Raw genomic sequence first — 21,449 nt, forward strand, 5'->3', positions numbered from 1 at the left:
ATGAAACTAAGCCAACGCAACATTTATGAGCTAATCAACTCAACTTCATTGGAGAGTTTGATCCTGGCTCAGGACGAACGCTGGCGGCGTGCCTAATACATGCAAGTCGAGCGGACTTTCAAAAGCTTGCTTTTGAGAGTTAGCGGCGGACGGGTGAGTAACACGTGGGCAACCTGCCTGTAAGACTGGGATAACATCGGGAAACCGATGCTAATACCGGATAATTCTTTTCCTCTCATGAGGAAAAGCTGAAAGTCGGTTTACGCTGACACTTACAGATGGGCCCGCGGCGCATTAGCTAGTTGGTGAGGTAACGGCTCACCAAGGCGACGATGCGTAGCCGACCTGAGAGGGTGATCGGCCACACTGGGACTGAGACACGGCCCAGACTCCTACGGGAGGCAGCAGTAGGGAATCTTCCACAATGGACGAAAGTCTGATGGAGCAACGCCGCGTGAGCGATGAAGGCCTTCGGGTCGTAAAGCTCTGTTGTTAGGGAAGAACAAGTACCGGAGTAACTGCCGGTACCTTGACGGTACCTAACCAGAAAGCCACGGCTAACTACGTGCCAGCAGCCGCGGTAATACGTAGGTGGCAAGCGTTGTCCGGAATTATTGGGCGTAAAGCGCGCGCAGGCGGTCCTTTAAGTCTGATGTGAAAGCCCACGGCTCAACCGTGGAGGGTCATTGGAAACTGGGGGACTTGAGTGCAGAAGAGGAAAGCGGAATTCCACGTGTAGCGGTGAAATGCGTAGAGATGTGGAGGAACACCAGTGGCGAAGGCGGCTTTCTGGTCTGTAACTGACGCTGAGGCGCGAAAGCGTGGGGAGCAAACAGGATTAGATACCCTGGTAGTCCACGCCGTAAACGATGAGTGCTAAGTGTTAGGGGGTTTCCGCCCCTTAGTGCTGCAGCTAACGCATTAAGCACTCCGCCTGGGGAGTACGGCCGCAAGGCTGAAACTCAAAGGAATTGACGGGGGCCCGCACAAGCGGTGGAGCATGTGGTTTAATTCGAAGCAACGCGAAGAACCTTACCAGGTCTTGACATCCTCTGACACTCCTAGAGATAGGACGTTCCCCTTCGGGGGACAGAGTGACAGGTGGTGCATGGTTGTCGTCAGCTCGTGTCGTGAGATGTTGGGTTAAGTCCCGCAACGAGCGCAACCCTTGTTCTTAGTTGCCAGCATTCAGTTGGGCACTCTAAGGAGACTGCCGGTGACAAACCGGAGGAAGGTGGGGATGACGTCAAATCATCATGCCCCTTATGACCTGGGCTACACACGTGCTACAATGGATGGTACAAAGGGCAGCAAAGCCGCGAGGCCTAGCCAATCCCATAAAACCATTCTCAGTTCGGATTGTAGGCTGCAACTCGCCTACATGAAGCCGGAATCGCTAGTAATCGCGGATCAGCATGCCGCGGTGAATACGTTCCCGGGCCTTGTACACACCGCCCGTCACACCACGAGAGTTTGTAACACCCGAAGTCGGTGGGGTAACCGTAAGGAGCCAGCCGCCTAAGGTGGGACAGATGATTGGGGTGAAGTCGTAACAAGGTAGCCGTATCGGAAGGTGCGGCTGGATCACCTCCTTTCTAAGGAATATGCAGTCCTTGTGGACTGATAAAAGTTGACCGCTTTTTGTTTGTTTAGTTTTGAGAGTGCAATCTCTCAATTCAATTGCTCCTGCGCCGCAGTAGCTCGAGGAAGTAATCCCTCAGCTCGTCGCAAGGCAGCATGAAGTAACGCTCTGAAGTTCATTCACGATGTGATTGAAGTCAGTAGCCTTGTTCCTTGAAAACTAGATAATCGTAAGAAGAAGCAAGAAAACATCGAGTAATCGCCATTTTAGTTTTCTCTCTTAAGTAATTAAGAGAAATAACCTTTTAGGTTAAGTTAGAAAGGGCGCACGGTGAATGCCTTGGCACTAGGAGCCGATGAAGGACGGGACTAACACCGATATGCTTCGGGGAGCTGTAAGTAAGCTTTGATCCGGAGATTTCCGAATGGGGGAACCCACTGCTCGTAATGGAGCAGTATCTTTACCTGAATACATAGGGTATTGATGGCATACCCGGGGAACTGAAACATCTAAGTACCCGGAGGAAGAGAAAGCAAACGCGATTCCCTGAGTAGCGGCGAGCGAAACGGGACATAGCCCAAACCAAGAGGCTTGCCTCTTGGGGTTGTAGGACACTCAACATGGAGTTACAAAGGAACGGGGTAAATGAAGCGATCTGGAAAGGTCCGTCATAGAAGGTAAAAACCCTGTAGTTGAAACTTCGTTCCCTCCTGAGTGGATCCTGAGTACGGCCGGACACGAGAAATCCGGTCGGAAGCAGGGAGGACCATCTCCCAAGGCTAAATACTCCCTAGTGACCGATAGTGAACCAGTACCGTGAGGGAAAGGTGAAAAGCACCCCGGAAGGGGAGTGAAATAGTTCCTGAAACCGTGTGCCTACAAGTAGTCAGAGCCCGTTCATGGGTGATGGCGTGCCTTTTGTAGAATGAACCGGCGAGTTACGATCCCATGCAAGGTTAAGTTGAAAAGACGGAGCCGCAGCGAAAGCGAGTCTGAATAGGGCGAATTGAGTATGTGGTCGTAGACCCGAAACCAGGTGATCTACCCATGTCCAGGGTGAAGTCCAGGTAACACTGGATGGAGGCCCGAACCCACGCACGTTGAAAAGTGCGGGGATGAGGTGTGGGTAGCGGAGAAATTCCAATCGAACTTGGAGATAGCTGGTTCTCTCCGAAATAGCTTTAGGGCTAGCCTCACGTAGTAAGAGTCTTGGAGGTAGAGCACTGTTTGGACTAGGGGCCCTCATCGGGTTACCGAATTCAGACAAACTCCGAATGCCAAAGACTTATCCGTGGGAGTCAGACTGCGAGTGATAAGATCCGTAGTCAAAAGGGAAACAGCCCAGACCACCAGCTAAGGTCCCAAAGTATACGTTAAGTGGAAAAGGATGTGGAGTTGCTTAGACAACCAGGATGTTGGCTTAGAAGCAGCCACCATTTAAAGAGTGCGTAATAGCTCACTGGTCGAGTGACTCTGCGCCGAAAATGTACCGGGGCTAAACGTATCACCGAAGCTGTGGATTGACACCATCAGGTGTCAGTGGTAGGAGAGCGTTCTAAGGGCGTTGAAGCTAGACCGTAAGGACTGGTGGAGCGCTTAGAAGTGAGAATGCCGGTATGAGTAGCGAAAGATGAGTGAGAATCTCATCCACCGAATGCCTAAGGTTTCCTGAGGAAGGCTCGTCCGCTCAGGGTTAGTCGGGACCTAAGCCGAGGCCGAAAGGCGTAGGCGATGGACAACAGGTTGATATTCCTGTACCACCTCTTTATCGTTTGAGTGATGGGGGGACGCAGGAGGATAGGGTAAGCGCGCTGTTGGATATGCGCGTCTAAGCAGTTAGGCTGGTGAATAGGAAAATCCGTTCACCGTGAAGGCTGAGCTGTGACAGCGAGGGAAATTTAGTACCGAAGTTCCTGATTCCACACTGCCAAGAAAAGCCTCTAGCGAGATAAAAGGTGCCCGTACCGCAAACCGACACAGGTAGGCGAGGAGAGAATCCTAAGGTGAGCGAGAGAACTCTCGTTAAGGAACTCGGCAAAATGACCCCGTAACTTCGGGAGAAGGGGTGCTCTTTGAGGTTCATAGCCTCGAAGAGCCGCAGTGAATAGGCCCAGGCGACTGTTTAGCAAAAACACAGGTCTCTGCGAAGCCGCAAGGCGAAGTATAGGGGCTGACGCCTGCCCGGTGCTGGAAGGTTAAGAGGAGGGGTTAGCGCAAGCGAAGCTCTGAATCGAAGCCCCAGTAAACGGCGGCCGTAACTATAACGGTCCTAAGGTAGCGAAATTCCTTGTCGGGTAAGTTCCGACCCGCACGAAAGGCGTAACGATCTGGGCACTGTCTCAACGAGAGACTCGGTGAAATTATAGTACCTGTGAAGATGCAGGTTACCCGCGACAGGACGGAAAGACCCCGTGGAGCTTTACTGTAGCCTGATATTGAATTTTGGTACAGCTTGTACAGGATAGGTAGGAGCCTGAGAAGCCGGAGCGCTAGCTTCGGTGGAGGCGTCGGTGGGATACTACCCTGGCTGTATTGAAATTCTAACCCGCACCCCTTATCGGGGTGGGAGACAGTGTCAGGTGGGCAGTTTGACTGGGGCGGTCGCCTCCTAAAGAGTAACGGAGGCGCCCAAAGGTTCCCTCAGAATGGTTGGAAATCATTCGTAGAGTGTAAAGGCACAAGGGAGCTTGACTGCGAGACCTACAAGTCGAGCAGGGACGAAAGTCGGGCTTAGTGATCCGGTGGTTCCGCATGGAAGGGCCATCGCTCAACGGATAAAAGCTACCCCGGGGATAACAGGCTTATCTCCCCCAAGAGTCCACATCGACGGGGAGGTTTGGCACCTCGATGTCGGCTCATCGCATCCTGGGGCTGTAGTCGGTCCCAAGGGTTGGGCTGTTCGCCCATTAAAGCGGTACGCGAGCTGGGTTCAGAACGTCGTGAGACAGTTCGGTCCCTATCCGTCGTGGGCGCAGGAAATTTGAGAGGAGCTGTCCTTAGTACGAGAGGACCGGGATGGACGCACCGCTGGTGTACCAGTTGTCTTGCCAAAGGCATCGCTGGGTAGCTATGTGCGGACGGGATAAGTGCTGAAAGCATCTAAGCATGAAGCCCCCCTCAAGATGAGATTTCCCATAGCGTCAAGCTAGTAAGAACCCTGAAAGATGATCAGGTTGATAGGTCAGAGGTGGAAGCATGGCGACATGTGGAGCTGACTGATACTAATCGTTCGAGGACTTAACCATTTATATTAGGTGAATTCGATTTTACAAACTTCTTCTGCATTATCTAGTTTTGAGGGAATGAAAAAATTTCAATTTTCTCTTGAAAAATATGAAAAAGACATTATAATAAAATAGTGTCGAATAAATAGTCTGGTAATTAAGGCGAGAAGGTCACACCCGTTCCCATACCGAACACGGAAGTTAAGCTTCTCAGCGCCGATGGTAGTTGGGACACGCGTCCCTGTGAGAGTAGGACGTTGCCAGGCTGTAATCTTATTATTCCGCAGTAGCTCAGTGGTAGAGCTATCGGCTGTTAACCGATCGGTCGTAGGTTCGAGTCCTACCTGCGGAGCCATTTTTATGGAGAGCTGTCCGAGTGGCCGAAGGAGCACGATTGGAAATCGTGTAGGCGGGTAACCCTGTCTCAAGGGTTCAAATCCCTTGCTCTCCGCCATAAAATAATTATTATCTGGCCCCTTGGTCAAGCGGTTAAGACACCTCCCTTTCACGGAGGTAACACGGGTTCGAGTCCCGTAGGGGTCACCATTTGGAGGATTAGCTCAGCTGGGAGAGCATCTGCCTTACAAGCAGAGGGTCGGCGGTTCGATCCCGTCATCCTCCACCATAATTTTAAATAGCAATATTATTATTGTCGCGGGGTGGAGCAGTCCGGTAGCTCGTCGGGCTCATAACCCGAAGGTCACAGGTTCAAATCCTGTCCCCGCAATATGGTCTGGTAGTTCAGTTGGTTAGAATGCCTGCCTGTCACGCAGGAGGTCGCGGGTTCGAGTCCCGTCCAGACCGCCATATGTTGGCTCAGTAGCTCAGTCGGTAGAGCAAAGGACTGAAAATCCTTGTGTCGGCGGTTCGATTCCGTCCTGAGCCACCATTTATTTTAGCTTTTGCCGATGTAGCTCAATTGGTAGAGCAACTGAATCGTAATCAGTAGGTTGGGGGTTCGATTCCTCTCGTCGGCACTTGTTGCTGGCAAAATGAATATTATATGTGGAGGGGTAGCGAAGTGGCTAAACGCGGCGGACTGTAAATCCGCTCCCTCCGGGTTCGGCGGTTCGAATCCGTCCCCCTCCACCATTTATAGGGGTATAGTTTAAAGGTAGAACGAAGGTCTCCAAAACCTTTGGTGTGGGTTCAATTCCTACTACCCCTGCCAAACAATTTTATTATGGCGGCTGTGGCGAAGTGGTTAACGCACCTGATTGTGGTTCAGGCATTCGTGGGTTCGATTCCCATCAGCCGCCCCATAAAATTTATCTTGAATATAGAACTAATATATATTAACATTGGGCTATAGCCAAGCGGTAAGGCATCGCACTTTGACTGCGACATGCGTTGGTTCGAATCCAGCTAGCCCAGCCAATTTGCGGAAGTAGTTCAGTGGTAGAACATCACCTTGCCAAGGTGGGGGTCGCGGGTTCGAATCCCGTCTTCCGCTCCAATATATCTTATATGGCGGCATAGCCAAGTGGTAAGGCAGAGGTCTGCAAAACCTTTACCACCGGTTCGAATCCGGTTGCCGCCTCCATATTGATTTAATAAGTCCAGTTTTTTTAATACGCCGGGGTGGCGGAACTGGCAGACGCACAGGACTTAAAATCCTGCGGTAGGTGACTACCGTACCGGTTCGATTCCGGTCCTCGGCATTGCTTTACAAAAAATTAATTACGCCGGTGTGGCGGAATTGGCAGACGCGCACGACTCAAAATCGTGTTCCGTGAGGAGTGTCGGTTCGACCCCGACCACCGGTATAATGAGACTGCTTGCCAAGCAGTGGGAAAAGCGTCCCTTACATTTTGTAAGGGACGTTTTTTATTTCTTTATTTTAACTTATATTAATAACAATTTTCCCCTTGGCATGGTGGCTTTCACTAAGGGCGTGAGCCTCTTTAATTCCCTCCTCACTTAAGGGGAATCTGTGTCCGATAATGACTTTAACTTTCTTTTGCTCTAACAGGTCAGCGATTATTCCTAGCTGTTCTCCGTTTGGAATAAGCCAAACCAATCTGGATTCTATTTTTTTCATTCCAGCTTTTTCTTTGTCTGGTTCAGAAACAATAGATGCTAGTTTTCCGCCTTCCTTTAGAATGCTAAAGCTCTTTTCCTGATTCTCTCCTCCTAAGGAATCAAGTACAAAATCAAAATCGTGAAGAACTGTTTCAAAATCCTCTTTTTTATAATCAATAACCACATCTGCACCAAGTGATTTTAAAAATTCGATATTATGGGTTCCTGCTGTTGTGGCAACATAGGCACCGGCATTTTTAGCAAATTGAATGGCAAATGTTCCAACGCCGCCGGCTCCTGCATGAATCAGCACCTTATCACCTCGTTTGACTTGTCCAAAATCAAAAAGGCATTGCCATGCCGTTAATCCAGCGAGTGGAACACAAGCTGCTTCTTCAAAACTTATTGAATCGGGAATTTTTGCGAGCAGATGAGCGTCAACGGCGGTATATTCTGCATAGGTTCCTCTATTAGTTGTTTCTGGTCTGGCAAATACCCGATCACCTTTTTTAAAATTAAGGACATTTTCACCAAGCATATCGACTGTCCCAGCTGCATCCCAGCCTAATATAATTGGAAATTCAAAAGGCAGCATTCCTCTTAAATATCCTTCACGCAGCTTCCAATCGATAGGGTTTATAGAGCTGGCATGGAGCTTAATAATTACTTGATCTTGTCCAGGTGAAGGTTTTTGAATCTCCCTTTCCTTTATCTGGTCTTTCCCGCCATATTCATCAATAATAATTGCTTTCATAGCAACCTCCTAAATAACTATAGATAACCCTCATAATATGTTCAAATTGGGTCTTTCAAATCCATTCAAAGGGAGCATTTTTATTCACTAGAATGAAAAATCGACAAATTTCGCAAAATCTACTTGACGATTAACGTAGTAATGTGTAATATTATTTAAGTCAGTTCATTCATCACTTTGACACATATTTCAACAAAAATGCGGGTGTAGTTTACTGGTAAAACCTCAGCCTTCCAAGCTGATGTAGTGGGTTCGATTCCCATCACCCGCTCCATACATATTAACTAACGCAGTGTATCGTTACATAAGAGAACGATGCATTGCGTTTTTTTATATTGGCTTTGTAAAAGAAGATGTTGATTTTGCATCCAGCCAATGAGGGACTAATCGCATCGGAAACTCGCCTGATTAGTCTTTCATCAAGTCTATGAAGGAATAATCCTAATAATCAACTATGTTACTTAACTTTATATAAAAAAAGATGCCCCTAACGGCATCCAATAATTTTGAAGGAACTATCTCCCCCATGGACCTGAGTAAACATGTTCATTAATGATTCAGTGAGCTTTTGAGCCTTTTCGTAATCAGTCGTGGGTCGCAGGTAAATGAGCTGCATGGCATTTTTAGTAGCAACTGTTACTTGGGTTCTTTCGGAGTCGACAAAAGGACTTCCAAACGGTCCGAGTTGATCAGAAGCTATAATAAGTTGGTCTAAGGAGTTCGTTCTTCCGTTAAGACCCAAGTACGACTCACCCGCTTCACCGATACGGGTTTCCACTGGTCCCTGCATTAAATCAAGATCGTAGATGCCAATTGGCACTTGATACTGCAAGGAGAAAAAATTATTAATATCAATCGCACTGTGAACAGAAGAAAGATAATTTTGTTTTTGAACTCTGCGAAATAATGCTTCAGAAGAAGGCCGATAGCGGTTGGGGTCTTTACCAATTGTTTTAAAAATGGCTCGCCATTCTTGTATGCCAGGCAGGTCTGTAACATGAGCATCTTCTAAATCAAAAAAGATTGATTCTTGAAAAAGCTGGAGCCTGCCTTTAATCATTTGAGGTGAAGATCCTACCGTTATATTATGGTATTCAATTACCCCAAGCTTAAAATGAGGAAAAAGCTCAGTAATCACTGATGAAAGTTGAATTTCCAACCATTCCACCTCCAAAATTTATTGAAAATAGTTTATCATAAATAGATGTGCTACTAATAACTTTAACAACTTAAATAGATGAACAATGGTAGAGAGGAGGGATTCAGGTGGATGTAAGTAAATTCAAAGCAGAACTTATCAGCTACAGTAAAGAAATTGGAATTGATAAAATTGGTTTTACAACGGCTGAGCCATTTATGGAATTGAAAAATAGATTAGTGAGACAGCAGGAACTCGGCTATCAATCGGGTTTTGAAGAACCGGATATTGATAAACGTGTCACACCTTCAATGCTGCTTGAAGAACCACGTTCGATCATTTCAATTGCCTTAGCCTACCCATCCAAAATGACAGAATCGGTGAAAGGCAAGAAGGGTGAGAGGAGGGGCATATTTAGCAGATCCTCCTGGGGACTTGATTATCATCATATCCTTAAGGACAGACTTAAAAAGCTGGAGGATTTTATTTTATTGAAGGTCCCTGAGGCACGCTTAAAATCAATGGTCGATACGGGAGAACTTTCCGATCGAGCTGTTGCAGAACGCGCGGGGATTGGCTGGAGCGGGAAGAACTGTGCGATTATTACTCCTGAATTTGGCTCATATGTTTATATTGGTGAAATGATTACAAGTATCCCTTTTGAGTCTGACACTCCAATCGAAGACCAATGTGGTTCTTGCACTAAATGTTTAGAGGCATGTCCAACAGGAGCTTTGGTCCAAGGCGGACAGATTAATGCTCAGCGTTGTATTTCCTTCTTAACACAAACAAAAGGATTTATCCCAGACGAATTTAGGGAGAAGATTGGTAACCGTGTCTATGGCTGTGATTCCTGTCAAACAGCGTGCCCGGCGAATAAGGGGAAAAACTTTCACTTTCATAGTGAAATGGAATCAGATCCGGAAGTAACAAAACCGTTATTAAAACCTATCCTAACTTTAAGCAATCGTGAATTTAAAAATAAGTTTGGCACTGTTTCAGGATCATGGAGAGGAAAAAAGCCAATCCAACGGAATGCAATCATTGCACTTGCCCATTTTAAAGATGAAACGGCCATACCTGACTTAATCAAAGTATTAGAAAATGAAGCAAGTCCAGTTTCAAGAGGAACCGCTGCCTGGGCATTAGGAAAGATTGGCGGAATGACCGCTCGTGCGGCATTATTAAAAGCAAAAGACAGTGAATCAGATAGTAATGTCCAAACAGAAATTGAAAAGGGATTAAGCCTCATTCAAGGATAAGGACCAAACCAATTTTGGTTTAGCCCTTTTTTTATGGTTAATTTCTTTCTCCCCTCATATGAATGAAAAGAGGGGAGGAGTATTAATGCAAGAACTACTTCAGGATTTATTTGAAAAGAGATTAGATCAATTTGTTTCCAATAAGCGAAACCTAAAAATATTTTTTCCTAAAGCTGAACAGAAACTAGCTTTACTAGCAAAAAGGTCTGCAGAAATTGTAAAAGTAAAGGCAGCAGGAAAAATAATGGAGGTATCCACTGAAGAGGAATTTCAAACGATACACTACCAAACCCATTATCAGTATTTAATAAAGCAAAAGGACAAAATATATATGGAAGAAGAATTGGAAGACAGAGTGGCTAAGTTTTATAAAGAAGCATTGGTGATGGATGAGGAAATCGTTCCGAACCTTGACCAAGATTTAGATCATGAACCCATTCTACCTGACCTTCCTGACTATGATGAACGGTTGAGCTATCAATATAATCGTTTGAAAGCTGTCCAATACGCGGAACGCTGGTGGAACAGCTATAATCCTGCATATAAAAAATTTGAAAATGATTGTACTAACTTTATCTCCCAATGTCTGCATGTTGGCGGGGCACCGATGAGAGGCTATCCTAATCGTGGTTCCGGCTGGTGGTTACGAACAAATAACTGGAGCTATAGTTGGGCCATTGCCAATTCTCTGCGCTTATACTTACCTAATTCCAAAAGTGGCTTAAGGGCTAGGGAAGTCAGTAGCCCTGAGCAGTTATTATTGGGAGACGTTATTTGCTATGATTTTGAAGGGGATGGACGGTTTAACCATAATACCATTGTTACAGGTAAAGATGCTGATGGAATGCCTTTAGTGAATGCCCATACGTATAATAGCCGGATGCGGTACTGGGCATATGAGGACTCATCGGCCTATACACCCAATATCAAATATAAATTTTATTCCATCATGGACGCATGATTCTTGAAAGCATAAGTCAGAGTGGTATAATTGCCTTTAGAGTTTTTATCAGAGGTGAATTTTTTGTCTAACCATATAGTTTTATATCAGCCACAAATCCCTTCTAATACTGGCAACATCGCTCGAACTTGTGCAGGAACTGACACTAGTTTACATCTCATTCGGCCCTTCGGCTTTTCAACGGATGATAAGATGTTAAAAAGAGCGGGATTGGATTATTGGCAATACGTTACTATTACTTCCTATGATTCCTTAGACGAGTTTTATGAAAAAAATGCAGGTGGAAAGTTTTTTTATATAACGAGGTTTGGCCAAAAGCATTTTACTGACTTTGATTATAGTGACCCGTCTAAAGATTATTATTTTATTTTTGGGCGGGAAACTACAGGTTTGCCAAAGGATGTTATTGAAAAGAATAAGGATACAGTGATGAGAATTCCAATGAATGAAAATATTCGCTCCTTAAATTTATCTAATACTGCTGCGATTCTTATTTATGAAGCATTGCGGCAACAAGACTATCCACATCTCAAATAAAATACAGAGGCCCACAACATGGGTCTCTTTTTAAAAAAGAAAGGAGGAAAGCCCATGAATGAGGTCATTGCAACCATTCTCAATCATCGCTCTATCCGTTATTTTGAGGACAAGCCGTTAACAGATGAGCAGATTAAAACAATCGTATCTTGTGCCCAAGCAGCCGCAACATCTAGTTTTATACAAGCATATTCCATTATAGGAATTAAAGATAAGGAAAAGAAGGAAAGATTAGCTGAACTAGCTGGGAATCAGGAATACGTTGCAAAAAATGGTCACTTTTTTGTTTTCTGTGCAGATCTTTATCGACATACTGTAATTGGGGAAAGAGAGCAAAAAAATGTTACCCCTGCACTAGAAAGTACAGAAAAATTTATGGTCGCTCTAATCGATACAGCATTAGCTGCACAAAATGCCGTAATGGCCGCTGAGTCTATGGGGTTAGGAATATGTTACATAGGTGGAATCCGTAATAACTTAGAAGAAGTAAAAAAACTGTTAAAAATTCCAGATCGAGTTATTCCAATATTTGGACTCGCAGTCGGATACCCGGCTGCCATTACTGATCAAAAACCAAGACTGCCATTTGAGCATATTTACCATGAGGATGAATATGAGCAAGATAGGGAGATCTATAATAGTCAACTTATTCAATATGATGAATTGATTTCACAATACTATGACAACCGGACAGGCGGGCAAAGAAAAGACCGCTGGACCGAACAAATTGCCAATATGCTCGAAAGAAAAAATAGGATGTATATGAAGGAGTTTATTCAAAGTAATAAACTGGATAAACAATAAAAAATGACTGCCACCTAAGGCAGTCATTTTTTATTGACAATTGAATATCATGATTAGAAGCAGATAAGATGGTAAAACAGGATTACTTATTTGTACCTGGTTTGTCATTATATCCTGCTGTAAAGATTGCTGCTAAAAATGCAATCATGACTAAAATAACGATGAATGTATTCATGTTATGTAATTCCCCCTTGACATACATTTTTCACATATATTTTTATTATAGCCTAACTTAAAAAAATGAAAAGAGCAATATTCCTAATATCTAAATAAAAAAGATAGACACTAACTCTCATTGGTTACGCATGTTCAAGTTGCTTAGTGCATAGAGTATATTAATCGTCTCTGACAAAGCTACAGGGGGAGGGCCTTATGGATATTTTAAAAAAGATTGAGACATATCGAGAAAATGAGGAAAAACTTCGTTGGGAAGGATCATTTGGAGACTATTTGCTGTTGCTAAAAGAGAAGCCATGGGTTGCACAATCAGCACATTCACGAGTTTATAATATGATAAAGGATGCTGGAATTGAAGAGGAAAAAGAGGCGAGAAAGTACAATTTCTTTAGTAATCAATTATTTGGTTTAGAGGAATCACTAGAACGTCTTGTGGAAGAATACTTCCATCCAGCAGCGAAAAGGCTTGATGTTAGAAAACGGATCTTACTGTTAATGGGCCCAGTTAGTGGTGGTAAATCAACACTGGTGACGATGTTAAAAAGAGGTTTAGAACAATATTCTCGCACTGATAGAGGTTCTGTGTTTGCTATTAAGGGATGCCCAATGCATGAAGATCCCCTGCATTTAATTCCACATCATTTACGCAGTGATTTTTTGGAAGAGTATGGCATCCGCATAGAAGGGAATCTATCGCCGTTAAATATGATGCGGCTTGAACAGGAGTATGGCGGCAGAATTGAAGATGTATTAGTGGAGAGAATCTTTTTCTCCGAAGATAAACGAACGGGAATCGGGACCTTTAGTCCATCAGATCCAAAATCCCAAGACATTGCCGATTTAACCGGAAGCATTGACTTTTCAACCATTGCCGAGTTTGGTTCAGAATCTGATCCTCGAGCCTATCGATTTGACGGAGAGCTGAACAAAGCCAACCGCGGTATGATGGAATTCCAGGAAATGTTAAAATGTGATGAAAAGTTCCTTTGGCACTTACTGTCATTAACACAGGAAGGGAATTTCAAAGCCGGCCGGTTCGCATTAATTTCAGCCGATGAGCTCATTGTCGCTCACACGAATGAAACTGAATACCGGTCATTTATTTCTAACAAAAAGAATGAAGCACTCCATTCCAGGATTATTGTCATGCCGATTCCGTATAACTTAAAGGTTTCCCAAGAAGAACGAATATATGAAAAAATGATCCGTGAAAGTGATGTGTCTGATGTTCATATTGCCCCCCACACACTAAAAGTGGCCGCAATGTTTACGATTTTAACTCGTTTAAAGGAACCGAAAAAAGGTGACATTGATTTAGTGAAGAAAATGCGCCTCTATGATGGGGAAAACGTGGAAGGATATAATCATTCAGACGTTGATGAGCTTAAGAAGGAGTATCCGGATGAAGGAATGAGTGGAATTGATCCACGGTATGTCATAAACCGGATTTCCTCGACAATCATAAGGAAAGAAGTGCCTTCTCTTAATGCTTTAGATGTTTTAAGGTCATTAAAAGACGGGCTTGATCAGCATCCGTCTATCACCACAGAGCTAAAAGAACGGTATTTAAATTATATTGGAATAGCACGGAAAGAGTATGACACGATTGCTAAGAATGAAGTTCAAAAAGCATTTGTCTATTCATACGAAGAATCTGCTATAACATTAATGAACAATTATCTTGATAACGTCGAAGCCTATTGTAATAAAGTGAAGCTTCGTGATCAGTTAACTGGGGAGGAAATTAATCCAGATGAAAAGCTGATGCGTTCGATTGAAGAACAAATTGGGATTTCAGAGAATGCCAAAAAAGCATTTAGAGAGGAAATATTAATCCGAATTTCTGCCTATGCTAGAAGGGGCAAGCGCTTTGATTACAACTCTCACGACCGTCTCCGCGAAGCAATCCAGAAGAAATTATTCGCAGATCTTAAGGATGTAGTCAAAATTACCACCTCATCTAAAACACCTGATGAGCAGCAATTGAAGAAAATCAATAATGTTGTTGCGAGGTTAATTGACGAACACGGATATAACTCCACATCAGCGAATGAACTGTTACGCTATGTAGGAAGTCTGTTAAATAGATAATTGAGAATTAGAATAGGTGGACTGACAGAAGGAATCTGTCAGTCCCTTTTTTTCCTACTATAGTTTATTCTATTTACAAATAACTTGTCTTGTATTTATAGGTAAAAACCTAATTGTCGAAATTATTAGTAAATTATTCTTTCTTTCTGCATAGGATAAAGTAATCCATCTTTTAATTGATTGCTTTTTACTCGCGTTATTCTATGTATTTACTAAAAATTTGTGCAAGTTGGAAGAAAAATTTTATAAGGAGGGGTTTACAGTGTCTGTCGATAACCATCAATTTGTGATTTCTAGAGAAGATTGGTCCCTCCACCGTAAAGGCCACGATGATCAGCAGCGGCACCAGGAAAAAGTCCAGGAGGCAATTCGCAATAATCTTCCAGACTTAATTACAGAAGAGAGTATTATCATGTCAAATGGTCGAGATGTGGTAAAAATACCAATTCGGTCGTTGGACGAATATAAAATTCGTTATAACTATGATAAAAACAAACACGTGGGCCAAGGTGACGGTGATAGTCAAGTCGGTGACGTAGTGGCACGGGACGGTTCGAGTGCGCAAAAAGGACCCGGTAAAGGCCAAGGCGCAGGAGATCAAGCTGGTGAAGATTATTTTGAGGCAGAAGTTTCTTTAATGGAACTAGAAGAAGCCTTATTTAAACAACTAGAGCTGCCAAATTTAAAGAAAAAAGAGGAGCCAGAACATTTAGTTGAAAACATTGAGTTTAATGATATTCGAAAAACTGGGCTAATGGGGAACATTGATAAAAAACGTACCATGATGTCAGCTTTTAAGCGGAATGCCATGAGTGGCAAGCCAGCCTTCCACCCAATTTATAAGGACGATTTGAAATTTAAGACATGGAATGAGGTTGTTAAACCAGATTCTAAAGCAGTGGTCATTGCCATGATGGATACAAGCGGTAGTATGGGAATATGGGAAAAATATATGGCCCGCAGCTTTTTCTTCTGGATGACACGCTTTTTACGAACAAAATACGAGACCGTAGAAATTGAGTTTATCGCGCATCATACTGAGGCGAAAGTAGTTTCAGAAGAGGACTTTTTCTCAAAAGGTGAAAGCGGTGGAACCATTTGTTCATCAGCCTATCGTAAAGCCTTAGAAATAATTGATGCAAAATATAATCCACGAAAGTTCAACATTTATCCATTCCACTTTTCAGACGGTGATAATCTCACCTCAGATAATGCCCGTTGCGTGAAATTAGTTGAAGAATTGATGAAGGTTTCCAATATGTTTGGATATGGGGAAGTGAATCAATACAATCGCCATTCCACTTTAATGTCAGCATACAAAAATATCAAAGATGAACAATTCCGCTATTATATTCTTAAGCAAAAGGCTGATGTATTTCATGCCATGAAAAGCTTTTTCCAAAATGAAGAATCCAAATTATATGCATAAAAAAATCGACAGGAAAACCTGTCGATTTTTTTGCCGTGTACCCTGAATAGGAGGGCAAATTTCAAAAGGTATAAGTAACCGATTAGTACAAATAACTATAAATAGTAAATAAACTATTGAGTTAATAATTGGTATAGACAACTATACTTATAGAGGTTAAAATAAAGATATAATCTGAAAGGAAGTATCAAAAAATGATTAAGACTAGCATACTTATCGGGATACAAATTTATACAAACGATAATGTGATCAAAGATGGATATATAAAAATAGAAGACCAAAAAATAACGGAAATAGGTTCCATGGAGCAACTTTCAAATCTTGATGATTTTGAAGTGATTGAAGTTCCGGCTCAATTCAAGGCTGTCCCAGGCTTTATCGATATGCATATTCATGGGGTAAATGGTGCAGATACAATGGATGCAACAACGGATGCATTGGATACCATGGTTAACGCATTACCGAAAGAAGGAACAACTAGTTTTTTAGCTACCACTATGACTCAAGAAGATAAAAAAATCGAAAAAGCCCTATTAAATGCGGGTAAATATATTAGTGAGCAAGCTGATTACGGAAAAGCTGAAATACTTGGTCTTCATCTTGAAGGACCATTTGTAAATGCAAATAAGGCAGGGGCACAACCACAACAGTATATTATTGAACCTAATTTGTCTTTGTTTAAAGAGTGGCAAAGACAGTCCAATCATACGATTAAACTTGTAACACTTGCCCCAGAGCAGCCAGGCGGACTGGAATTGATACGCTATTTAAAAGAAAGTGGAATTATTGCCTCCATTGGCCATACTGACGCAACGTTTGAAGAGGTAGACGAAGCAATACATGCTGGGGCAAATCATGTTACTCATCTCTATAATCAAATGAGAGGACTGCATCACCGAGAACCTGGAGTGGTAGGAGCTGCCTTCTTAAGAAAGGAACTAATCGCAGAAATTATTGTAGACGGGGTACATGTTCACCCTGAGATGGTCAATCTTGCCTATAAAAATAAGCATAGCGAAGGCTTGATTTTAATTACTGATTCCATGCGGGCAAAATGCTTAAAAAATGGTATGTATGACCTTGGCGGGCAAAACGTAATAGTTCAGGATGGAAAGGCCGTTCTTGCCGATGGTACACTTGCAGGAAGTATCTTAAAACTAGGCCAAGCTGTAAAGAATATTATAACATTTACGGGATGTACCTTGCCCGAGGCAATTGAAATGGCCTCAGTCAATCCAGCAAAGCAATTGAAAATTTTTGATCGAAAAGGCAGCCTAGAAGCTGGGAAGGATGCTGACATTGTCATCCTTGACGATCAAATGGAGGTATACATGACATTTTGCCGGGGAGCGCTTGCTTACAAAAGGGAGGAAACACACAATGAAAATAATTGAAGTAAATGATTATACTGAAATGAGTCAGCGAGCTGCAAAATATATAATTGAAAAGATTTGTCAAAATCCTACACTAACGTTAGGGCTTGCAACAGGTGGAACTCCTATTGGAACTTATAAAAATTTAATTGAAGACCATAAGAAAAATGGGACTTCTTATCAACAAGTCACCACGTTTAACTTGGATGAGTATATTGGTCTTTCAGGTGAAGATAAAAATAGTTATCGTTACTTTATGAATGAACAATTGTTTAATCATATTGATATCAATAAACAAAATACCCATGTCCCGCATGGGGACAGTTTGAATATTGATGAAGAATGCCTCCGGTATGAACAATTACTAACCCAACATGGAGGAATTGATTTGCAAATCCTTGGAATTGGCGGTAATGGTCATATCGGTTTCAATGAACCAGGCACATTATTTAATACCAAAACCCACGTCATCCAGTTAGCTCCATCCACCATTGAAGCTAATGCAAGATTTTTTAATAAAATCGAAGAAGTACCAACAAGGGCCATTACAATGGGGATTTCCACCATTATGAAAAGCAAAGAAATTCTACTGCTTGTTTCAGGTGAAAGTAAGAATCAGGCAATGGCTAAATTATTGACTGAAAATGTCACGGAAAATTTTCCAGCTTCTGTGTTAAAACAACACCCATATGTTACAATTATTGCGGATAAAGCAGCTGTTTCAGGTTTACAATTCAATGTTCTTGACAGTCTGCAGGGTTAGCATCAATTATTCAATACTTAATTCTTTAGTTATTTTTAGAAGGGTGAAATATGGAAAATGATTAACAAGAATTCCCCTATTCCCATTTACTATCAGTTAGAAGAGCTTATTAAAGGCTTAATTGATAATGGTGACTTAAGAGCAGGAGATTCACTGCCTCCGGAAAGAGAATATGCTGAAAAGTACCAAATCAGCCGAATGACAGTAAGACAAGCTTTTACGCAATTAGTCAATGAGGGCTATTTATATCGTCAGCAGGGAAAGGGAACATTTGTAGCTGAGCGGAAGATTGAAAAGCCGCTGCAAGGGATTATTAGCTTTACAGAAGATATGAGGGCGAGAGGATTCACGCCAGCTAATAAGCTTAATAATTTTGATATTGTGCCCGCGACAAGCCAGATTGCAGGACAACTAAAGATTTCCGTAAATGAACCGGTGTATGAAATTACAAGGATTCGCTTAGCAGATAATATCCCTATGGCATTAGAAACAAACTATATTTCAGTCGATCTTATTAAGGGGCTTACAAAAGAAATTGTGAGTCAATCTATTTATGCATATGTTGAAGAGCAATTAAACCTAAGAATTGCCAGAGCCTCACAAATTATAGAGGCCTCCGTTGCGAATGAAAATGAAGCGATGAACTTAAACATCACAAAGGGGGCTCCAGTAATGCTGATTCAAAGAAATGCCTACCTTGAAGATGGAGCAACCCTAGAATTTGTTAAATCCGTTTATCGAGCGGACCGTTATAAATTTATGATTGATATGAAACGATAACATTTATATTTAAGGTTATGTTAAAAAAACACCAGATTTACATCAATCTGGTGTTTTTTTTGTTTATTTCATCTTTATCATACGTTTATTACCATAAATACTTTCCTTGAAAAAATCAACAATAAGAACGTAAGTAAACTTTTTTAAAGGGGGTATTTCAAATTGATAAAAAAATCAATTGGGCTGATTTTAACCGCAGTTCTTACGATGGGACTTGCTGCATGCAATAACGATCGTAATGATATAAATGATAAGACCACTAATAGAGTGGGAATGAATTCAAATAATAGGGATAACGATATTGTTAATGTACGAAATGGCAGGGATGACGGTATTGATCATAACGGACCATTAACCGAGGATTATACAAATCGGGACAACAATGAAAGTGACCTAGATACAAATCTGTTCAATAATCGGAAAACAAGCAGAATAAATAAAAATAATGATGATATGATTTCTGCCTATCAGACAAATTTGAATAGTAACCAATATCCGCATACAAGAGCAGTACTAATTCGCGATGCAAAATATCAGTATATCCGCATCAATCCAAGACAAGGAAATTGGTTTGTAAATAGGGGGCAACAAGGTCAGAACTTTACAGGGCAACAAACACCTATTGCAACAGCCCCGGCCCCAGTACCAGTACCAAAGGTAACCCAGCCGGCTCAGCCAACACCTGCACCAGCACAACAAGCACCAGCACAGCAGGCACCAGCACAGCAGGCACCAGCACAACAAGCGCCAGCAAAACAATCACAAAATAATGCACAAACTTCTGGTTCAGTTAGTCAATATGTACAACAAGTTATCGATTTAACCAATGCTCAACGCAGTAAAAATGGGCTGCCAGCTTTAAAAGCCGATACACAGCTTAACGGTGTGGCCCAGAAAAAATCATTGGATATGCAACAAAATAATTACTTTTCACATACGAGTCCAACCTACGGTTCTCCTTTCGACATGATGAGGGATTTTGGTGTGACGTATAAATCCGCAGGCGAAAATATTGCTCAAGGGCAACGGACACCACAAGAAGTCGTAACTGCCTGGATGAATAGTGAAGGTCATCGCAAAAATATTTTAAGTGCCAATTATACACATATTGGTGTTGGATTTGAACAAACTGGAAAGCACTGGACACAAATGTTTATTGGGAAGTAAAGATTTATTGCACAAGGGGTTAAGATAATATAAAAACAGACCGACAGCAATCAAATGCTGTCGGTCTGTTGATGATGCACCATAGTCTGAATCGTTGGAAACCTAAAAAGAAGGGAAGTCCCTTTTCCTACTGCACTTTCTACTGAGATTGTTCCATCCATAGCCCGAACAATACTATATACCACCATCATTCCTAAGCCAGTTCCATTTTTTCCTTTAGTAGAATAGAAAGGTTCGCCTAATCGCTGAAGTTGATCACTAGTCATACCAACACCAGTATCTGTCACTTGAATTGATACATCAGCTTGGCTATACATGGTGGAGATGGTTAAATAGCCGCCATTAGGCATTGATTCTATTGCATTTTTAAGAACATTAACAAAACATTGGCGGAACTTCTGACCATCTCCTTTAATAAAACCAATAACAGAAAAGTCAGTGATAATTTCTACAGAATTTTGATTCGCTAAGGGTTGAAGAATATTAATAATTTGTCTTAGCTCGCTTTTTACGTTTAGCTCTTCGATCGTTTCCAAAGAAGGTTTTGCAAATGTTAAGTAATCCTGAATGACTTTTTCTGCCGAAACCAATTCTTCTTTAACAATTAATAGGTACTCTTTTCTTTTTTGTCTGGATAGATAGTCATCTTGAAGTAGTTGAACAAATCCACTTGCCGCTGTTAGTGGATTTCGTATTTCATGAGAAATAGCCGCTCCCATTTGTTCAACAGCTTTTAATTTTTCTGCCTTAATTAATTGCTGCTGCATTTCATTATTTTTTCTAACAAATTCAATCCCATATGAAATAATACCAATCCCAAGCGGAGGGATCACAAGATAAGCAAACCAGGCATCAAACCAATTGGAGTAAATATTATTAAAGCTCATACCAAAGACGGTTAAAACACCAAGAGTCATTCCAGCACAAACGCATACAAGTATCCTTCGATTCGGGGCCTGTTTTAAAAACCACGGATATAAGCGCCATAGTACTACACTAGCTGGACCATAAAGAAGAACAGTTTGAACAAACCCTAAGTCTAATCCATATATACTTCTTAGAATAAAAATTGCAGCGAAAAGCAAGGGACCAATTCCAACATAAAGACCACCGAGGACCAAAGGGATAATCCTGAGATCATACCTTGCGTATGGGACTGGGGTGTACGAGAATTGAATACAAAGCCATAATGTTGGAATTAACAAAAGAATTAATGAAAATTTAGATAGAGAAAGCTTTTTACATTTTTCAAGAAACATTAAACAAATAAATAAGAGAATAATTAATAAGGAAAGATTTAAGAAAAGGTGTTTCGTAATTTCCATTTCCTTCACCATCCAAACGGGGCTAATAGGAAAATTTTACATGGATTTTCCACAACTTAC

13 protein-coding genes, 17 tRNA genes and 3 rRNA genes are annotated in these 21,449 nt (G+C 42.0%); 30 read left to right on the top strand and 3 right to left on the bottom strand.

Annotated features, from left to right (window positions below):
* The first annotated feature begins 45 nt into the window (after window positions 1–45).
* The 19 genes from AC4E8C_RS05750 to AC4E8C_RS05840 all read left to right on the top strand — a co-directional run bounded on the left by AC4E8C_RS05750 (window position 46) and on the right by AC4E8C_RS05840 (window position 6,572).
* Window positions 46–1,595: ribosomal RNA gene (locus AC4E8C_RS05750) — 16S ribosomal RNA — on the top strand.
* Window positions 1,596–1,889: 294 nt separating this feature from the next.
* Window positions 1,890–4,827 (top strand): 23S ribosomal RNA (locus AC4E8C_RS05755).
* A 128-nt stretch (window positions 4,828–4,955) separates the two neighbouring features.
* A 5S ribosomal RNA gene (gene rrf, locus AC4E8C_RS05760) occupies window positions 4,956–5,072 on the top strand.
* Together the 16S, 23S and 5S rRNA genes with 16 tRNA genes alongside form the textbook arrangement of a ribosomal RNA operon.
* Window positions 5,073–5,086: 14 nt before the next feature.
* Window positions 5,087–5,161: transfer RNA gene (locus tag AC4E8C_RS05765), tRNA-Asn, on the top strand.
* Between the two features lie 7 nt (window positions 5,162–5,168).
* Window positions 5,169–5,260: transfer RNA gene (locus AC4E8C_RS05770), tRNA-Ser, on the top strand.
* 17 nt (window positions 5,261–5,277) lie between these two features.
* Window positions 5,278–5,352 (top strand) — tRNA-Glu (locus AC4E8C_RS05775).
* Between the two features lie 3 nt (window positions 5,353–5,355).
* A tRNA-Val gene (locus AC4E8C_RS05780) sits at window positions 5,356–5,431 on the top strand.
* 28 nt (window positions 5,432–5,459) lie between these two features.
* A tRNA-Met gene (locus tag AC4E8C_RS05785) sits at window positions 5,460–5,533 on the top strand.
* A gap of 3 nt (window positions 5,534–5,536) precedes the next feature.
* Window positions 5,537–5,613 (top strand) — tRNA-Asp (locus tag AC4E8C_RS05790).
* Between the two features lie 6 nt (window positions 5,614–5,619).
* Window positions 5,620–5,695 (top strand) — tRNA-Phe (locus tag AC4E8C_RS05795).
* A gap of 15 nt (window positions 5,696–5,710) precedes the next feature.
* Window positions 5,711–5,783: transfer RNA gene (locus tag AC4E8C_RS05800), tRNA-Thr, on the top strand.
* Between the two features lie 30 nt (window positions 5,784–5,813).
* A tRNA-Tyr gene (locus AC4E8C_RS05805) sits at window positions 5,814–5,898 on the top strand.
* Between the two features lie 5 nt (window positions 5,899–5,903).
* A tRNA-Trp gene (locus AC4E8C_RS05810) sits at window positions 5,904–5,977 on the top strand.
* A gap of 15 nt (window positions 5,978–5,992) precedes the next feature.
* Window positions 5,993–6,068, top strand: a tRNA-His gene (locus AC4E8C_RS05815).
* Window positions 6,069–6,108: 40 nt separating this feature from the next.
* Window positions 6,109–6,183: transfer RNA gene (locus AC4E8C_RS05820), tRNA-Gln, on the top strand.
* A 4-nt stretch (window positions 6,184–6,187) separates the two neighbouring features.
* Window positions 6,188–6,262, top strand: a tRNA-Gly gene (locus AC4E8C_RS05825).
* A gap of 13 nt (window positions 6,263–6,275) precedes the next feature.
* Window positions 6,276–6,349: transfer RNA gene (locus AC4E8C_RS05830), tRNA-Cys, on the top strand.
* 32 nt (window positions 6,350–6,381) lie between these two features.
* Window positions 6,382–6,467, top strand: a tRNA-Leu gene (locus tag AC4E8C_RS05835).
* 23 nt (window positions 6,468–6,490) lie between these two features.
* A tRNA-Leu gene (locus AC4E8C_RS05840) sits at window positions 6,491–6,572 on the top strand.
* Between the two features lie 74 nt (window positions 6,573–6,646).
* Here AC4E8C_RS05840 and AC4E8C_RS05845 read toward each other — a convergent pair.
* Complete coding sequence (locus AC4E8C_RS05845) at window positions 6,647–7,582, bottom strand: NADP-dependent oxidoreductase (RefSeq protein WP_490210990.1); 936 nt, start codon at window positions 7,580–7,582, stop codon at window positions 6,647–6,649.
* Between the two features lie 200 nt (window positions 7,583–7,782).
* On the opposite strand from AC4E8C_RS05845, the gene AC4E8C_RS05850 reads away from it, so the two are divergent.
* A tRNA-Gly gene (locus tag AC4E8C_RS05850) sits at window positions 7,783–7,856 on the top strand.
* Window positions 7,857–8,069: 213 nt separating this feature from the next.
* Here AC4E8C_RS05850 and AC4E8C_RS05855 read toward each other — a convergent pair.
* Window positions 8,070–8,741: a B3/B4 domain-containing protein gene (locus AC4E8C_RS05855; protein ID WP_490210992.1), complete on the bottom strand. Its 672-nt coding sequence runs from the start codon at window positions 8,739–8,741 to the stop codon at window positions 8,070–8,072.
* A gap of 107 nt (window positions 8,742–8,848) precedes the next feature.
* Here AC4E8C_RS05855 and queG point away from each other — a divergent pair, with 107 nt between their 5' ends.
* The 10 genes from queG to AC4E8C_RS05905 all read left to right on the top strand — a co-directional run bounded on the left by queG (window position 8,849) and on the right by AC4E8C_RS05905 (window position 20,064).
* Entirely contained in the window at window positions 8,849–9,982 is a 1,134-nt protein-coding gene (gene queG, locus AC4E8C_RS05860) for a tRNA epoxyqueuosine(34) reductase QueG (protein WP_490210994.1), read from the top strand.
* Window positions 9,983–10,067: 85 nt separating this feature from the next.
* A complete protein-coding gene (locus AC4E8C_RS05865) occupies window positions 10,068–10,943 on the top strand; it encodes an amidase domain-containing protein (protein ID WP_490210996.1) in 876 nt (291 codons plus the stop codon).
* Window positions 10,944–11,006: 63 nt separating this feature from the next.
* Window positions 11,007–11,480, top strand: coding sequence for a tRNA (uridine(34)/cytosine(34)/5-carboxymethylaminomethyluridine(34)-2'-O)-methyltransferase TrmL (gene trmL, locus AC4E8C_RS05870; RefSeq protein WP_490210997.1), 474 nt, complete (start codon window positions 11,007–11,009; stop codon window positions 11,478–11,480).
* A gap of 54 nt (window positions 11,481–11,534) precedes the next feature.
* A complete protein-coding gene (gene nfsA / locus AC4E8C_RS05875; protein WP_490210998.1) occupies window positions 11,535–12,284 on the top strand; it encodes an oxygen-insensitive NADPH nitroreductase in 750 nt (249 codons plus the stop codon).
* Window positions 12,285–12,656: 372 nt separating this feature from the next.
* Complete coding sequence (locus AC4E8C_RS05880; protein ID WP_490211000.1) at window positions 12,657–14,552, top strand: PrkA family serine protein kinase; 1,896 nt, start codon at window positions 12,657–12,659, stop codon at window positions 14,550–14,552.
* Between the two features lie 262 nt (window positions 14,553–14,814).
* Window positions 14,815–15,981: a sporulation protein YhbH gene (gene yhbH, locus AC4E8C_RS05885; RefSeq protein ID WP_490211001.1), complete on the top strand. Its 1,167-nt coding sequence runs from the start codon at window positions 14,815–14,817 to the stop codon at window positions 15,979–15,981.
* Between the two features lie 194 nt (window positions 15,982–16,175).
* Window positions 16,176–17,375, top strand: a complete 1,200-nt coding sequence (nagA, locus tag AC4E8C_RS05890; RefSeq protein ID WP_490211002.1) for an N-acetylglucosamine-6-phosphate deacetylase — start codon at window positions 16,176–16,178, stop codon at window positions 17,373–17,375.
* Window positions 17,362–18,117, top strand: coding sequence for a glucosamine-6-phosphate deaminase (gene nagB / locus AC4E8C_RS05895; RefSeq protein WP_490211004.1), 756 nt, complete (start codon window positions 17,362–17,364; stop codon window positions 18,115–18,117). The genes nagA and nagB overlap by 14 nt, the downstream gene beginning before the upstream one ends.
* A gap of 57 nt (window positions 18,118–18,174) precedes the next feature.
* Window positions 18,175–18,897 carry a GntR family transcriptional regulator gene (locus AC4E8C_RS05900; RefSeq protein ID WP_490211006.1) on the top strand — a complete coding sequence of 241 codons (723 nt, stop codon included), beginning with the start codon at window positions 18,175–18,177 and terminating at the stop codon, window positions 18,895–18,897.
* Window positions 18,898–19,059: 162 nt separating this feature from the next.
* Window positions 19,060–20,064, top strand: a complete 1,005-nt coding sequence (locus tag AC4E8C_RS05905; RefSeq protein ID WP_490211007.1) for a CAP domain-containing protein — start codon at window positions 19,060–19,062, stop codon at window positions 20,062–20,064.
* 50 nt (window positions 20,065–20,114) lie between these two features.
* On the opposite strand, the gene AC4E8C_RS05910 is transcribed toward AC4E8C_RS05905, so the two are convergent.
* On the bottom strand, window positions 20,115–21,389 hold the full coding sequence (locus tag AC4E8C_RS05910) for an ATP-binding protein (protein WP_490211009.1): 1,275 nt from the start codon (window positions 21,387–21,389) through the stop codon (window positions 20,115–20,117).
* Window positions 21,390–21,449 lie beyond the last annotated feature (60 nt).

Source organism: Neobacillus sp. SRL179, assembly GCF_984799095.1.

Bases quoted from the DNA above. Each gene is read 5' to 3' on its own strand.
- AC4E8C_RS05845 (WP_490210990.1), bottom strand. From the start codon at position 7,582: ATGAAAGCAATTATTATTGATGAATATGGCGGGAAAGACCAGATAAAG.
- AC4E8C_RS05865 (WP_490210996.1), top strand. From the start codon at position 10,068: ATGCAAGAACTACTTCAGGATTTATTTGAAAAGAGATTAGATCAATTT.
- nfsA (WP_490210998.1), top strand. From the start codon at position 11,535: ATGAATGAGGTCATTGCAACCATTCTCAATCATCGCTCTATCCGTTAT.
- AC4E8C_RS05880 (WP_490211000.1), top strand. From the start codon at position 12,657: ATGGATATTTTAAAAAAGATTGAGACATATCGAGAAAATGAGGAAAAA.
- nagA (WP_490211002.1), top strand. From the start codon at position 16,176: ATGATTAAGACTAGCATACTTATCGGGATACAAATTTATACAAACGAT.
- nagB (WP_490211004.1), top strand. From the start codon at position 17,362: ATGAAAATAATTGAAGTAAATGATTATACTGAAATGAGTCAGCGAGCT.
- AC4E8C_RS05900 (WP_490211006.1), top strand. From the start codon at position 18,175: ATGATTAACAAGAATTCCCCTATTCCCATTTACTATCAGTTAGAAGAG.
- AC4E8C_RS05910 (WP_490211009.1), bottom strand. From the start codon at position 21,389: ATGGAAATTACGAAACACCTTTTCTTAAATCTTTCCTTATTAATTATT.